8 protein-coding genes are annotated in these 15,892 nt (G+C 55.4%); 5 read left to right on the forward strand and 3 right to left on the reverse strand.

The window, feature by feature from the left end; all coding sequences use genetic code 11:
• Positions 1 to 15 precede the first annotated feature (15 nt).
• Positions 16 to 1,977 (reverse strand): DNA topoisomerase IV subunit B, encoded by a 1,962-nt coding sequence (locus tag FQ179_RS08280; protein ID WP_304654089.1) that lies wholly within the window; start codon positions 1,975 to 1,977, stop codon positions 16 to 18.
• Positions 1,978 to 2,320: 343 nt separating this feature from the next.
• Between FQ179_RS08280 and trxA the strand changes: the two genes are divergently transcribed.
• From trxA to gdhA, 3 genes are all read left to right on the forward strand, one after another.
• Positions 2,321 to 2,647, forward strand: a complete 327-nt coding sequence (trxA, locus tag FQ179_RS08285) for a thioredoxin TrxA (RefSeq protein WP_149396706.1) — start codon at positions 2,321 to 2,323, stop codon at positions 2,645 to 2,647.
• A gap of 70 nt (positions 2,648 to 2,717) precedes the next feature.
• Positions 2,718 to 3,974 carry a transcription termination factor Rho gene (gene rho / locus FQ179_RS08290; protein WP_149396707.1) on the forward strand — a complete coding sequence of 419 codons (1,257 nt, stop codon included), beginning with the start codon at positions 2,718 to 2,720 and terminating at the stop codon, positions 3,972 to 3,974.
• A gap of 36 nt (positions 3,975 to 4,010) precedes the next feature.
• A complete protein-coding gene (gene gdhA / locus FQ179_RS08295) occupies positions 4,011 to 5,351 on the forward strand; it encodes an NADP-specific glutamate dehydrogenase (RefSeq protein WP_149396708.1) in 1,341 nt (446 codons plus the stop codon).
• A gap of 352 nt (positions 5,352 to 5,703) precedes the next feature.
• On the opposite strand, the gene FQ179_RS08300 is transcribed toward gdhA, so the two are convergent.
• On the reverse strand, positions 5,704 to 9,573 hold the full coding sequence (locus FQ179_RS08300) for a YhdP family protein (protein ID WP_188074534.1): 3,870 nt from the start codon (positions 9,571 to 9,573) through the stop codon (positions 5,704 to 5,706).
• Between the two features lie 106 nt (positions 9,574 to 9,679).
• Here FQ179_RS08300 and glnE point away from each other — a divergent pair, with 106 nt between their 5' ends.
• Positions 9,680 to 12,457 carry a bifunctional [glutamate--ammonia ligase]-adenylyl-L-tyrosine phosphorylase/[glutamate--ammonia-ligase] adenylyltransferase gene (glnE, locus tag FQ179_RS08305; protein WP_149396710.1) on the forward strand — a complete coding sequence of 926 codons (2,778 nt, stop codon included), beginning with the start codon at positions 9,680 to 9,682 and terminating at the stop codon, positions 12,455 to 12,457.
• 51 nt (positions 12,458 to 12,508) lie between these two features.
• A complete protein-coding gene (locus tag FQ179_RS08310) occupies positions 12,509 to 13,174 on the forward strand; it encodes an epoxyqueuosine reductase QueH (protein WP_149396711.1) in 666 nt (221 codons plus the stop codon).
• Between the two features lie 109 nt (positions 13,175 to 13,283).
• On the opposite strand, the gene clpB is transcribed toward FQ179_RS08310, so the two are convergent.
• Positions 13,284 to 15,878 carry an ATP-dependent chaperone ClpB gene (gene clpB, locus FQ179_RS08315; RefSeq protein WP_149396712.1) on the reverse strand — a complete coding sequence of 865 codons (2,595 nt, stop codon included), beginning with the start codon at positions 15,876 to 15,878 and terminating at the stop codon, positions 13,284 to 13,286.
• Positions 15,879 to 15,892 lie beyond the last annotated feature (14 nt).

Below are 15,892 nucleotides of genomic sequence, written 5' to 3' on the forward strand. Positions count from 1 at the left end.
TGATTCTCGGTGGGTTTAAACATCAATCTCGGCCAGGTTGCCTTTTTCTTCGAGCCAGATGCGACGCTGGGCCGACTCGCCCTTGCCCATCAACATGTCGAACATTTTTTCAGTGGCTTCGACACCTGCCTCACCGCAACTGACTGGCAACAGACGACGTGTATCGGGGTCCATTGTGGTGTCCCATAGCTGTGTGGCGCTCATTTCGCCCAGCCCCTTGAACCGGCTTATGCTCCACGACCCTTCACGCACACCTTCGCTGCGCATTTTTTCTTGTGCAGCATCCAGCTCAGCCTGATCAAGACAATACACTTTGCGGGCGGGGCGTTTGCCCGCCGCAGGCACGTCGACACGGAACAGAGGCGGACGCGCAACGTACACATGGCCCATTTCGACCAGTTTTGAAAAATGCCTGAAAAACAACGTAAGCAGCAGCACCTGTATATGAGAGCCATCGACGTCGGCGTCGGACAGAATGCAAATTCGCCCATAACGCAGCCCGGATAGATCAGCATTGCTTCCCGGGGCGTGCGGGTCAACGCCTATGGCCACAGCGATATCGTGAATTTCGTTATTGGCAAACAGGCGGTCGCGATCGACCTCCCACGAATTGAGCACCTTGCCGCGCAAAGGCAAAATTGCCTGAAACTCTTTGTCGCGCCCCATTTTGGCTGAGCCACCGGCAGAATCCCCCTCAACCAGAAACAACTCGGTACGCGAGATATCGCTGGATTCGCAGTCAGTAAGCTTGCCCGGCAACACGGCAACCCCCGAGCTTTTGCGTTTTTCTACTTTTTTCGCCGAGCGCGCACGGGCCTGAGCCTGACGAATGGCTATATCAGCCAGTTTGCGGCCATGCTCGACGTTGGCATTAAGCCAGAGATCAAGGGCATTTTTTACATAACCGCTGACAAGGCGTACAGCATCACGGCTGTTGAGCTTTTCTTTGATCTGGCCCTGAAACTGCGGGTCAAGCACTTTGGCAGAGAGCACAAAGCTAGTGCGGGCGAATACATCATCGGCAACCAGCTTGACGCCTTTGGGTATAAGCGAGTGCAATTCGGCAAACGCCCTTACGGCACTGAACAAGCCATCTCGCAACCCGGCCTCGTGTGTACCGCCCGCCGTTGTGGAAATCAGATTAACGTAAGATTCTCGCACCACCGGGCCTTCTGCCGTCCAGCCCACCACCCATTGGGCACCCTCGCCCAGTGCAAACGACTCATCATCATCGCCGGCATACTGGCTGCCTTCAAACAGTGGAATGATTTTTTCGGCGCCGTTGAGCGCCTCGTCGAGATAACCCCGAAGCCCATGCTCATAGAGCCATTCGCGCAGCTCACCGGTTTTTTCAATAAACAGCGACACCTTGATACCGCTAAGCAACACAGCTTTGCTGCGTAATGCGTGCTCCAGCTCGCCCAGCGGAATGGTGGCGGTGTCAAAATACTTGGCATCTGGCCACACGCGGACACGTGTTCCGGTTTTGCGTCGACCGACGGTGTCTGCCTGATGCAGTGGGGTTTGCACCTCACCGCCCGCAAACACCATTTCGTGCGCGCCGCCATCTCGCCAGATAGTGACCTCGAGCCGCTTGGATAATGCGTTGGTTACCGAAACCCCTACGCCGTGCAACCCTCCCGAGAAGGCGTAAGCCCCTCCGCCCTTTTTGTCGAATTTGCCGCCGGCATGCAGTCGCGTAAAAACCAGCTCAGCCACCGGCGTGAGCTCTTCGGGGTGCAGGCCTACGGGAATTCCGCGCCCATCATCTTCGATAGATACGCTGCCGTCCGTGTGCAGGCTGACCTTGATCAGCTTGCCATGGCCGGCGAGGGCCTCGTCGGCGGCATTGTCTATGACTTCTTGAAGAATATGCAGGGGGTTGTCGGTACGGGTATACATGCCAGGCCGCTGCCTGACGGGCTCTAATCCTTTCAGTACCCGGATAGAAGCTTCGTCGTAACGTGGTGTAGCCAATTTAGTCCCAGTTGATATGTGTCGAATGCAGTATTTTACGTATAGATGCCGATGTTGCCACGGTTGCGCAATAGACCAACAGAGCTTGAGTCTGTTGTGTAGCCGGAACACGGTGACAGCCACGAGATCGAAAAAACGCGACATGTACGCAACAAACGTGCACCCAGCCTGTACTTTAGCGCGTGTTCTTGCTGTGCGTAGCGCACCTTACAATGGTATGCTTAACGGCATAGGCTTGTTCAAACCGCCATAAAAATACCAGAATCTCTTGCCTGGCCGCCACCAATCTTGTGTCACAGGCGCGTAATCCCTTTATAGACCATCTTCTTTTTTCATTTCTATCATGAGCGAATTCATCAAACACGTCAGCGACGCCTCATTCGAGGCCGACGTACTCAACTCAGACGTTCCTGTACTGGTTGACTATTGGGCCGCATGGTGTGGCCCCTGCAAAATGATTGCCCCCCTGCTGGACGAGGTTGCGGCCCAGTACGATGGCCGTGTTATCATTGCAAAGGTCGATGTCGACGCAAACCCGGAAACCGCCGCTAAGTTCGGTATCCGGGGCATACCCACCCTAATGTTGTTCAAGGATGGCAAAGCCGTCGCCACAAAAGTGGGCGCATTGTCCAAATCGCAACTCGCTTCGTTCCTTGACGAATCCATTTAAATACTGAATTGATTGCGCGCGGGCCTCTTCTGGGCTCGCCACCCAGTACAAATTCCCCCTCTCTTCTCACATGCACCTCAACGACTTAAAAACACAGCACGTGTCCAAGCTGCTGGAACTGGCCGCCGAGTTAGAAATCGACAATGCCAGCCGTCTCCGCAAGCAAGAACTCATGTTCGCCATTATGAAAAAGCGCGCCAAACAAGGCGAGCAAATTTTCGGTGATGGCGTGCTCGAAGTGCTGCCCGATGGTTTCGGCTTTTTGCGCTCACCCGAGACCTCGTATCTGGCAAGTACTGACGATATCTACATCTCGCCATCCCAGATCCGCCGCTTCAACCTGCATACGGGCGATTCCATTGAGGGCGAGGTGCGCACACCAAAAGACGGTGAACGTTACTTCGCGCTGGTCAAGGTCGACAAAGTTAACGGCATGCAGCCCGAGGCTATCAAGCACCGGATCATGTTCGAGAACCTTACGCCGCTGCACCCTGATGAGGTTATGACACTTGAGCGCCCCATCAAAAGCGAAGAAAATATCACGGGTCGTATTCTTGATATTTTCGCGCCGTTGGGCAAAGGGCAGCGCGCCCTGATCGTCGCCAGCCCCAAGTCAGGCAAAACGGTGATGATGCAGCATATTGCACACGCCATCACGACCAACTACCCCGATGCCACCATGATCGTGCTACTGGTCGATGAGCGTCCCGAAGAAGTCACCGAAATGCAGCGCACGGTGCGCGGCGAAGTCGTTGCCTCCACCTTTGACGAGCCCGCCACGCGGCACGTGCAGGTGGCCGAAATGGTCATTGAAAAAGCCAAGCGACTGGTCGAGCTCAAAAAAGACGTGGTCATTCTGCTCGACTCCATCACCCGTCTTGCGCGTGCATACAACACGGTAGTGCCAGCTTCAGGCAAGGTGCTTACCGGCGGTGTTGACGCCAACGCCCTGCAAAGGCCCAAGCGTTTCTTCGGCGCAGCGCGCAACATTGAAGAAGGTGGCTCACTGACCATCATCGGCACTGCGCTGGTCGAAACCGGCAGCCGCATGGACGAAGTCATTTATGAAGAATTCAAAGGCACAGGCAACTCCGAGGTACATCTCGAGCGTCGCCTGGCCGAAAAACGTGTATACCCAGCAATCAACCTGAACCGATCCGGCACCCGCCGCGAAGAGTTACTCATTAAGCCAGATCTTCTACAAAAGATTTGGGTGCTGCGTAAGTTCATCCACGACATGGATGAACTTGAGGCTATGGAATTCATCCTGGACAAAATCCGAGCAACGAAAACCAATGCTGAGTTCTTCGACATGATGAAAAAATAACCGCCTCTTTTAGTACTTTCCACAGAGCAAGACTTGATGAAACTACCCTCAGTCGAACAGTTCCTATCCCAGATCCAGGCACGAGATCCTCACCAGCCTGAATTCATGCAGGCTGTCAGCGAAGTAATGCACAGCCTGTGGCCATTCATCGAGCAAAACCCTCAATACGCCGAGTACGGCATACTCGAGCGTCTGATCGAACCCGAACGCGTCATTCAGTTTCGTATTTGCTGGACGGACGACAGTGGTCGCATACAGGTCAATCGTGGTTTTCGAATACAGCACAGTTCGGCGATCGGCCCATTCAAGGGCGGCATGCGCTTTCACCCCTCGGTGAATCTGTCTATTCTGAAGTTTCTCGCCTTTGAGCAAACTTTCAAAAACGCGCTCACCACGTTGCCCATGGGCGGCGGCAAGGGTGGCTCTGATTTCGACCCGAAGGGCAAATCCGACGCCGAAGTAATGCGTTTTTGTCAGGCCCTCATCATCGAACTGTTCCGCCACCTGGGCCCCGATACCGATGTGCCTGCGGGTGATATTGGTGTGGGTGGTCGCGAAGTGGGTTTCATGGCCGGTATGATGAAAAAGCTGTCCAACTCGGCAGCATGCGTGTTTACGGGCAAAGGGCTAAGCTTTGGTGGCAGCCTCATCCGCCCCGAAGCGACCGGTTATGGCACCGTGTACTTTGCCGAAGAAATGCTCAAACATGCCGGGCGATCTATCGAAGGGCTTACGGTATCCGTTTCAGGATCAGGCAATGTGGCACAGTATGCAATTGAAAAATGCATGCAACTGGGGGCCAAGGTAATTACGGTTTCCGACTCGCACGGCGCGGTCATCGATAAAGCAGGCTTCACGCCTGCCAAGCTGGCTGAGCTAATCCGCATCAAAAACGAAGAGCGCGGCCGCGTGCAAACCTATGCCGAGCGCCTGGGCCTGGTTTACGAAGCGGGTAAACGCCCATGGCACGTGCCGGTCGATGTTGCGCTACCCTGCGCCACACAGAACGAACTTGATCTCAACGACGCACAGACACTCATTGGCAATGGCGTACGTTGTGTTGCAGAAGGCGCCAACATGCCTACCAGCCTAGATGCGGTCGATGCCTTTGTTGAGTCAGGTGTTCTCTATGCGCCAGGCAAAGCCAGCAACGCAGGTGGTGTTGCCGTATCTGGCCTCGAAATGAGCCAGAACTCACAGCGACTGCACTGGACGCGCGATCAGGTCGATGGCAAGCTCCATGCCATCATGCGCGACATCCATGACAACTGCGTGCTCCACGGCACACAAGGCGACAAGGTCAACTACGTAAACGGGGCCAATATCGCTGGCTTCGTCCGTGTGGCCGACGCCATGTTGCAGCAAGGCGTTTACTAAGCCTTAACGCAGTTTTAACTGTGCGGCCCGGCTTTTGGTAGCCCGGCCGCACAGTTGTTTTCAGACAATGGTGTTATTAACAGACCTGCGTAATTGAGCTTGGTAATTGAGCTTGGCAATTGAACCGGGTGATTATTGGCCTTGGTAACGGAGATCTTTAGCTGAGTCCTTTAGCTGAGTCCTTTACCTTAGTGCTTTGACTGAACCCTGTGGATGGACTCTATTTTCGTCCTCTGCGATCCAACTAAATAATTTAAGCTGATCTCAGTGTTCCAGCTCCGCGCGTGCAAACTTAACTCGTTCGGGGGGTCGTAGTGGCCTCTATAGCCTAACTTAATAACCAGACTGGGTCTCAATGCTCAGGCTCGGGGCGCGCAGGCTTAGCGCGTTCGGGCGTACTGGTGGCCATTTCGCTAATGGTCGGCTCGGTAAGGTCGCCGGTTATCTGGTAACGGGCAGCCATTGCTTTCTCGAGAGGCGTCTGCAGCAGCAACTGGGTCAAAAACGCCCCCACACCGACAATCGGGTTCAACGCTATCCCTGCGGCAATTGCAGCGCCGCTAACATCCAGATTAGGCACAACAGCGGCCTGCATATCCAACGTGTTGCTGACCAGATTGGCAGTGCCTTCCAGCACCACCGTACCAGCCGGCCCAACTACGCGGTAGTCGTGTGTATGCACAACACCATGTTTAATATTTAACGTGCCTTTCAGGGTGTTAAAAGGGAAGCCGTCGCCTGCTACGCTCGCCGGGTTAACATCAAGCCGGGCCAGTCGCCTGAAAGACTGCAGCGACAATAACTCCAGCAACCTGGCCGAGGGGGAATTTACCCCGCTGAAACGCCCTTTTTTCAAGTCAAAGCTAATGGCACCACTCAGGTCAGCGCGGTTAAATGCCCACGGCATATTCTGCCAAACCAGCGAGGCTGTTAGTTGCCCGCTTCCGCCTGACATCAGGTCGTTGAATTGGGCATGCTCAAGGTAGGCCCCCAGATCCTTCACGGTTGCCTTGGCGTCCAGAGTAAGGCCACGCTGCGGCCCGGACAACCGCCACATGCCCTTACCTTCGAGACTCGCTGCGGGCGTTGAAAGCCTGACTTGCTCAAGGCGCCACAAACGACCTTTTTCCTGACTGAACCCGGTCAGCGCCAACTCGCCTGCAGGGCGACCATAAAGGCTGAGATTACGCACATACAAATTAATGGCCGGCACATCGAGAGCATCATCAATACCACTGTTCTCGTCCTTTGCCGCGTGGTGATCAACAGCCGAGGTGGCACTGTCACCTGTTTTCTCTCCTTCTGCTTCAGGCTGACCAATCGCCAGGCGATCAAAACGAACCTCTACCGGCCCGTCTATTTTGTCGTTAGCATACCGCCAGGATAACGAACCCGCTGTCTGTGTTGAACTGACATCAGCGCGCCACAGAGATGGTTTTGCTTGCTGAATGGTGAAAGTCAGTTTATCAAGATCCAGCCTACGCATTTGCGCTTTGTCGGTCTGCAAGCGGAGCCGCTCAAGCGGGGGAAAAAAAGGTGTCTTGCCAGCTGCGCTATCAGTACGCTGAATCAGCGCGTACCAAGCGTCCAGATCGACGGCCGGATAGCTGACATCGACCCGCATGCCAGCAGAGGGCACGACGGGTTCTTGATTTACGCCAACAGCACCTGCATGGAACAATGGCCGGGATGATGACTCTGCGTGCTCTTCACCGCCACCTGCCGGGTGCGCCGCCGCGTCTTGTTGCAACAAAACGGCACTGATTTGCTCACCCAGCTTGATATCAAGCCGCGCACTCAGGTTTTTGGCATTATGCCGCCACTGCGCCCGCAACATACGTTTTGCAGTGGCTTGCTTGCCCAGTGGGGCCGGAGCATCAATTGCCAACCCGACCAGCGAAGACTGAAGCATGACGGTATAACCCTTCTCTGACGGCGTGTTAATCATTACATCATAGGGAACCTGCCCTTTCAGACGCTCGCTAAGCGCTGGTGCCCCTGCAAACTTTATCAACTCGGCCGCCTTGACGATACCTGTCATCCGCAAGCCTTTATGCTCTTGGCCAATACCGCCGTCAAGTTTCATTAGGCCACCAAGAAACTCGCCTTGAAGCCCTCGGGCGTGCGCACCAGATTCGGTAAAAGCCAGCGCCCCTTCCACGCGTTCGAATTCTGGCATATCGGGCATGACCTGCAGTGTCCCTCCGTCAAACTGCACTTCACCACGCACGGTGGTATCTGCGCCATGAGTCAGCGGAATGTTTAACGACAGCGGCACCTTCCAGCTGCCTTCTGCGCGGGTATCGTCAAACGTATGGTGCAGCAGGTTACTCAAGGGTGAATGTGTCATCAATGCCAGATAAGCCGCGCCGTCTCCGCGCGTTTCACCTGTAACCGTCAACACCGAGTCGTGCCCGAGATCAGGTATAAGCGCATTGACCTGAGCAAGATCAACCCACTTACCCTTGACGGGCTGGACACGGGCGGTGTCTGCTGTGACGTGCAGGCGTGTACGCCGCATGCTTGCCCTACCCTGCATATCGACCAGAGCAGGCCAGCCCGGCGCACCATTTTCTGGGGGAAGATAATCGATGACGGCCCCGCGATACGGGCCTTCAACCTGAAAATCGCCAAAGGCGACTTGATCGTTTCCAAAGGGGAAATGGATGAGATCCCCCTTTAGCAACAGGCTGGCGTTGTAAATTTCACCCGCTTGCAAACCGTGCACCATCCACTCGTGCACCTCTTTATCGAGCACCAGCGGCAGGTAATTACGAATCGCTGCTATGCGCGCGCGCTGGATATGGCCACTTAGGTCAATAACCCCGGCTGCACTCGACCCCCCTGGACGCCAGCTTCCATGCAAGGTGGTGTCGATATCGCGGCTACTGACACGTGCGAAGTCTGCAGCAACATGCAAGGCTTCGCCAGCCGGCATTGACAGGGCACCCTTGAGCACCAAATTATCAATAGCGATAGGCGTGGGCATAATATTTTGCGCCTCGATTTTTACCCCTGTAGAAATCATCCGGTAGTCTACCGCCGACGGTGCGGTCATAACGGTCTGCAATGCATCAGCAGGCAGATCAACCGTGAACGCAGGCGGCTGCGTCTTTGTGCTGTCGGCTACCAACATGCGCCGATAGGCGTCCAGCGAACCGTGCAGGTATAACTGCAGCGTATCAGCCTTGATCTGCAGCAGCCCCCTCTCCGATGGCTTGCCATGATCGTGCGTAGGCACCGGTACAGAATAATCCCACACCCCCTGCTCTATCTGCACCTCCGATGTGAAGGTTTCAGGATGCCCCCCCAAAAAATCTATCCGACTTCGGGATGACACCCGGCCCGAAACCAGCCCTGTAGGCAAGTCCATCCAGGGCGTCCAGCCAAGGGTTTGCATCTCATCAATGTGAATGTACAGCGCCCCCTCTCCCGCAGCAGTAGCCGATGTGCCATCAGACGTCGGCGCAAGCCTGATCGTCAACCATGAGGCCAGACCACGATACGCACGCATAAAATAGCTTTCTGCGGTGACATCAGGCGCGACCAGCCCTTCTTCGGGTGCTTGGAAAACGCCTCGCATATCTAGCATGCGCCCAAGTTTTGCAGGCGGCGTGGCACTAAGGGCAAAACGGTACTCACTACCCCGGCCGGTAAACCTTAGTGAAACGCCGTCAAGCGTAAGCACTTCGCCGGTACGTGTGTAATCTGACCATTTAAGCGTGGCATCATGCAGCACAATGCGCTTCTGCTGTGCAAGCCAGCGCAACAGACGCCCCGAGCCGTCATCATCGTTGCCCTGCCCCAGATCGAGCGTGCGGCCCAAAAGCCTCAACTGGCCTTGAGCATCACGTCGCGCTGAAACCTCGAGGCCGCTGGCTTCAAGATACTCGAACGTCGGGCGCAAACTTATAAAACTGCGCCAGCCAAGCTCGGCATTGATACGCGGCAAGACAAGTAGTGTGAGCCCGCCTGGGCTGGAAATTGAAACATCACGAAGCGCGATGCGAGGGTTAATGCCTTTCCAGTCTGCTGTCACGGCGCCCAAGTCAATGCGCAGATCAAGCTGAGCAGAAAGGTAGTGAGCGATCTGCGGGCGCCACTGCTCAATATTCGGCAGCACCCAATAGCGCGCAGCAAGAATTCCCACGCCAACCAGGAAAACAGCCAGGATGATCAGGGTGGAGAGAAAACGGAATAGAGCACGGAAAAATTGAAACACAGGGTAATTAGCCAGAGCGGTTATATTTACAGTATCTTTTTGGGTCTTGTCGCTACTTCGCACAGGACGTGTATTTTTTCTGTTAGCCCATCCCTCTGTGTGCCTCATGCCTGAACCCATTATATTAGAGTCGGCGCTACGCTGGTCTGGCGCCCTGCGGCGCAAAGTTGGTAACAACGCTACATTTTGTCATTGGCTGGCTGAACACGCCAGCAATGCGGTCACTCGTAAGACCATACAAGACTGGTTTATTGAGCTCAGACAAAGCAGCGACGACGCCGCCATGTCTCCCGAACAAGTGCGCCACGTTTTGAGAAAACTACGGGAACGCGTGTTTTTTACGTTGCTTGTACGCGATATTGAGGGGCAGGCGCCACTGCAAGAGGTGATCACCGCCATGACGGTGCTTGCAGACCTTGCAGTAGCCGAGGCGTATAAAAGCGTCATGACTGCGCTGGCCGAAATACATGGCGTACCAACCGACCCCGAAACCGGGCTGCCGCAAGAAATGATTATTATCGGCATGGGCAAGTTGGGGGGCCGCGAGTTAAATGTGTCTTCCGACATCGATCTTGTCATGCTTTACGCCGAAGAAGGTGAAACCACCGGCCGGCGCAAGATCAGTCACCATGAATTTTATGGCAAAGTGACCCAGCGCATGATGCCTGTGCTGTCTGATATCGACGCCGATGGTCAAGTATTCCGCAGTGACCTGCGGCTGCGTCCTGACGGCGATGCGGGCCCACTGGCCTGGAGCCTGGATGCGCTCGAACATTACCTCGTTGTGCAAGGCCGTGAATGGGAGCGGTACGCCTGGCTTAAAGGCCGTGTCATTCCGTGCAAAGCTTTTGCCAACAGCGATCCTGCTCCGCAACGCGAGCAGTTTGAAACGCTGCGTCGTCCGTTTGTATATCGTAAATACTTTGACTTCGATGCACTGGCCTCGTTAAGAGGTTTGCGCGAACGTATACGACAAGACTGGCAGCGCCGTGCATTGGCGCGCAGTGGCGTTGACACCCTACACAACATTAAGCTGGGCGAAGGCGGCATCCGCGAGATCGAGTTTGTCGTACAGCTTAACCAGCTGATTCGCGGTGGTCGCCAGCCTTCGCTGCAGCAGCGCACACTCATATCCGCGCTGCACAAACAAGACAAAGCGGGAGTAATCGCTTCAGACGTAGCCGAGAACCTGGCCAAAGCCTATATGTTTTTACGACGCGTCGAGCATATGCTGCAGTATCGCGAAGATGAACAGACACATTTATTGCCGCGTGACCCCGCCTTGTGCGAGGGGCTGGCCAGTGCCATGGGCATGACCAGACCCGCCTTTGAGGACACCCTTGCAGCCCACCGCCAGTTTGTATCGCAGACCTTTCGCGATGCGTTCCGAATTGCCGGCATGGGAGGGGACGACGACAGCAACAGTGAAGGCCCAGATGCAGGCTCTGACGACGCCTGCACAAGCCTGGACGAATTGGCACGCCAATGTCTGGGTGACGATGCTGACGTTGTCTGCCAGCGCATGAATGCCTTGCTTGAAAGCCATCGGGTGCGCAGTCTGCCTGCCACCAGCCGCGAGCGCGTCGAGGCACTACTACCTGCCATCGCACGCGTGGCAGCCAAAACTGAGCGTCCGGCCGTCGCCGCAGCCGCTCTGCTCGATCTGGTCGAACACATTTCGCAGCGCAGCGCGTACCTTGCGCTGCTGGCAGAGTATCCAGAGACTCTGGCGCGCGTAGCCCGACTTGTCAGCGCCAGCCCTTGGGCGTCGCACTACCTGCAACGCCATCCAATTTTGCTCGACAGCCTCATCGAATGGCACTCACTCATGCAGCCGCCAAACTTTCAGGAAATCGCTACACAGCTACGTAGCGAACTTGATGCCTGCGTGTTGCCTGACGGCAAACCCGATGTTGAACAACAGATGAACCTGATGCGCGACACACAGCATCAGATTAGTTTTCAGCTTTTGGCACAGGATCTCGAAGGTGTGCTGACGGTTGAGCAGCTTGCTGACCGGCTTTCCGCACTGGCCGACCTTATGCTCACGGAAACCATCTACCGTGTGTGGCCGCAGGTTTTGCCGCGCGACAGGCGCGAGAACCCGGGCACACCACATTTTGCCATCATTGCCTATGGCAAACTTGGCGGCATAGAGCTGGGCTATGCGTCCGACCTCGATCTGGTATTTCTGTACGACGATCCCAATGACGACGCCAGCGAGTTATATGCCAAGCTTGGGCGACGCATGGCGTCATGGCTTTCAACCATGACGTCATCGGGCCGTCTGTATGAAATCGACTTACGGCTACGCCCAGATGGCGACGCAGGCCTTCTGGCCGTATCCATAGACGGCTTCGAGCAGTACCAAACCCGGCATGCCTGGGCCTGGGAGCATCAGGCCATAACGCGCGCACGATTTGTGGCCGGCGACCCTGCAATTGGCGAACGTTTTGAAGCCGTGCGTCGACGAGTGCTGTTACTACCGCGCGATCTTGACGAGCTCAAAAACGAAGTGCGCTCCATGAGAAAAAAAATCAGCGCCGGACACCCCAACCGCAGTAATGACTTTGACATCAAACATGACAGAGGTGGCATGGTCGACGTTGAATTTATCACTCAGTATCTGGTCTTGTGCCACGCCCGTAAATATCCGGTTTTGCTCGACAATCTGGGCAATATCGCACTGCTGGGGCTGGCTGCACGCGCAGGCCTGATATCCGTTGAGTTGGCCAGCACCGTGGCTGACGCCTACCGTGAGTTTAGAAAACGTCAGCACGCCCTGCGTTTGCAGGGGGCAGAAAAGGCCCGAGTACCCGCTACTCAGCTCGTGCCAGAGCGAGACGCCGTATGCAAACTTTGGAATGCTGTGATTGGGGACTAAAATCAGCCCATTAGCCACATTTACCAGGCGTCTCTGGCGCCTGCTAACGTTATGACCGAACTACAACGCCCTCAACTCGTCCTGCCCGAAAACCGTAAAAAACTACTGTTGCACTCTTGCTGCGCGCCTTGTTCAGGCGAAGTCATGGAGGCCATAACCGCTTCGGGTATCGACTACGCCATTTACTTTTACAACCCCAACATCCATCCAGACCGCGAATACGAAATCCGCAAAAACGAAAACATCCGCTTCGCCGAGAAGCACAATATTGCGTTTATCGATGCCGACTACGATCGCGACAACTGGTTCGAGCGTGTAAAAGGCCTTGAAAACGAGCCTGAGCGCGGAGAGCGCTGCACGGTCTGTTTCGATATGCGTTTTGAGCGCACGGCGCTGCATGCCCACGAAAATGGCTTTGACACCATTTCCAGCTCATTGGGCATTTCGCGCTGGAAGGACATGAACCAGATCAACGGTTGCGGCGAGCGCGCTGCGGCACGCTACTCTGGCTTAATTTACTGGACCTACAACTGGCGCAAGGGCGGTGGTTCGGCGCGCATGATTGAAATCAGCAAGCGCGAAGCGTTTTACCAACAAGAATACTGCGGCTGCGTCTACTCGCTGCGCGATACCAACCGCTACCGCAGATCACAGGGTCGCGAACGCATCAAGATCGGCGTCAAATACTACGGCCAGGAAGACAGCGGCGAGGTTTGATCGCTTAGCGCCTAACCCAATGGGCTGCATTACAAAACAAAGGCCTGGCAAGCATGAATATACTTGCCAGGCCTTGTTGCCTTGCTTTAGTTACTCGTGGCCCAGCGTTTTACTGCAAGGTACGCTCAAACACGAATTCATCGTTGACCCAGTCAACCGGCACCACATCGTTGGGCCCAAACTTGCCTTCGAGCATTAACCTGGCCACCGGGTTTTCGATGTACTGCTGTATTGCACGCTTGAGCGGGCGGGCGCCAAACACAGGGTCAAAACCTGCCAGTGCAAGCTGAGCAATGGCCGCGTCAGTTACCTCAAGACGCATGTCTTTGTCAGCAAGACGCTGCCCCAGTCGCGCCACCTGTATGCGGGCAATAGACTCAATATGCTTGGCTTCAAGGCCATGGAATACCACCACCTCATCAATGCGATTCAGGAACTCGGGCCTGAACGACTGCTTAAGCTCGCCCCAGATTACTTCCTTAACCACATCATAAGGTTGACCCGCCATACTCTGGATATGATGCGAACCCAGATTGGAAGTCATGATGATGACCGTATTACGAAAGTCGACAGTACGGCCCTGACCATCGGTGAGACGCCCATCGTCGAGCACCTGCAGCAGCACGTTAAACACATCAGGGTGCGCTTTTTCAACCTCGTCAAGCAGGATGACACTGTAAGGCTTACGACGTACGGCCTCAGTCAGATAGCCGCCCTCTTCATAGCCTACATACCCCGGAGGTGCGCCGATCAGTCGGGCAACCGAGTGTTTTTCCATAAACTCGCTCATATCGATACGAATGAGGTGGTCTTCTGAGTCAAACAGAAAGCTTGCCAGTGCCTTGGTAAGTTCGGTTTTACCCACCCCGGTAGGGCCCAGAAACAAAAATGAGCCATAGGGGCGTGAAGGATCAGACAAGCCCGCACGAGAGCGGCGAATGGCATCGGACACCAGCATGACGGCTTCGTCCTGACCAACCACACGCTTATGCAGGTAGCTTTCCATTTGCAGCAGTTTTTCACGCTCACCCTGCATCATTTTGGAAACAGGGATACCGGTTGCACGGGAAACCACCTCGGCGATCTCTTCGGCTCCAACCTCTGTGCGCAACAAACGAGGCCTGTCATCTTGATCAGGCGCCTGCTTGCCCACCTCTGCCGTTTTGAGGCGTGCCTCAAGCTCGGGCAATGTGCCGTACTGCAGCTCAGCCAGTTTGTCGTACTGCCCTTTGCGCTGCAGCTCGCCCATTTCGGCACGTACACGTTCGATTTCTTCTTTGATGGCCTGAGAACCCTGAACTGCGGCTTTCTCAGCCTTCCAGACCTCTTCGTAATCGTTGTACTCACGCTGCAAGTCGACCAGCTCGTCTTCGATAACTTTCAGGCGTCGCCGTGATGCGTCATCGCTGTCTTTATTGACGGCCTCGCGCTCGATTTTTAACTGAATAATACGGCGATCAAGCCGGTCCATGACTTCGGGCTTGGAGTCGATCTCCATGCGAATGCGTGCCGCTGCCTCATCGATGAGGTCAATGGCCTTATCGGGCAGAAACCGGTCAGTAATGTAGCGATGCGACAGCTCGGCAGCCGCAACAATGGCCGGATCAGTAATGGCAACGCCGTGATGCAGCTCATAGCGCTCTTGCAGACCACGCAAAATGGCGATGGTGGATTCGACGTCAGGCTCGTTTACCAGCACTTTCTGGAAGCGGCGCTCAAGCGCAGCATCTTTTTCTATGTACTTACGGTACTCGTCAAGCGTAGTGGCGCCGATGCAGTGGAGCTCGCCGCGCGAGAGCGCTGGCTTGAGCATGTTGCCAGCATCCATGGCACCTTCGGCTTTTCCGGCACCCACCATGGTGTGCATTTCATCAATGAAGACAATGGTACGCCCTTCGTCTTGCGACAGTTCTTTAAGCACAGATTTGAGACGCTCTTCAAACTCGCCCCTGTACTTGGCACCAGCCAGCAGCGAAGCAAGATCTAGCGACAGCACGCGTTTGCCTTTAAGGGTTTCAGGCACCTCGTTGTTGACGATGCGCTGAGCCAACCCCTCAACAATGGCTGTTTTCCCCACACCAGGCTCACCAATGAGCACTGGGTTGTTTTTGGTACGGCGTTGCAGTATCTGGATGGTACGGCGGATTTCGTCGTCTCGCCCGATAACGGGATCAAGCTTGCCCAGCCGCGCACGCTCTGTCACGTCAGTAGTGTATTTGGCAAGTGCCTCTCGGTTGGACTCGTCTTCAGCATCTGACACCGCAGCACCACCACGGACGGCTTCAATTGCCGCCTCAAGCGCCTTGCGTTGCAGGCCGGTTTCGCGCAAGATGCGGCCGGTTTCGCCCTTGTCATCGGCCATGGCTAACAGAAACAGCTCGCTGGCTATATAGGTATCGCCACGACTCGCGGCTTCTTTTTCAGTGCGCGCCAAGGCAGCCTGAAGGTCACGACCAACCTGAATATTGCCTTCTGCGCCCTGCACTTGCGGAAACCCTTCGATCTGGGTGTTGAGCGCCGAAGTGAGGCGGGTTGCTGACACGCCTGCGCGAGCGAGCAAACTACCCGTGCCGCTGTCAGTATCGGAAAGCAGCGCCGAGAGTACATGCGCCGGCTCAATGTAGGGGTTGTCACGCCTTACGGCCAGGCTTTGTGCGTCGGCGATGGCCTGCTGAAACTTAGTGGTGAGTTTATCGAATCGCATAGGTTTTTCACGTC

This window comes from Pusillimonas sp. ANT_WB101 (genome assembly GCF_008369125.1).
Taxonomy (GTDB): Bacteria; Pseudomonadota; Gammaproteobacteria; order Burkholderiales; family Burkholderiaceae_B; genus Allopusillimonas.

Coding starts and splice junctions, on each gene's coding strand:
- trxA (WP_149396706.1), top strand. CDS start 2,321: ATGAGCGAATTCATCAAACACGTCAGCGACGCCTCATTCGAGGCCGAC.
- FQ179_RS08310 (WP_149396711.1), top strand. CDS start 12,509: ATGACCGAACTACAACGCCCTCAACTCGTCCTGCCCGAAAACCGTAAA.
- clpB (WP_149396712.1), bottom strand. CDS start 15,878: ATGCGATTCGATAAACTCACCACTAAGTTTCAGCAGGCCATCGCCGAC.
- rho (WP_149396707.1), top strand. CDS start 2,718: ATGCACCTCAACGACTTAAAAACACAGCACGTGTCCAAGCTGCTGGAA.
- glnE (WP_149396710.1), top strand. CDS start 9,680: ATGCCTGAACCCATTATATTAGAGTCGGCGCTACGCTGGTCTGGCGCC.
- gdhA (WP_149396708.1), top strand. CDS start 4,011: ATGAAACTACCCTCAGTCGAACAGTTCCTATCCCAGATCCAGGCACGA.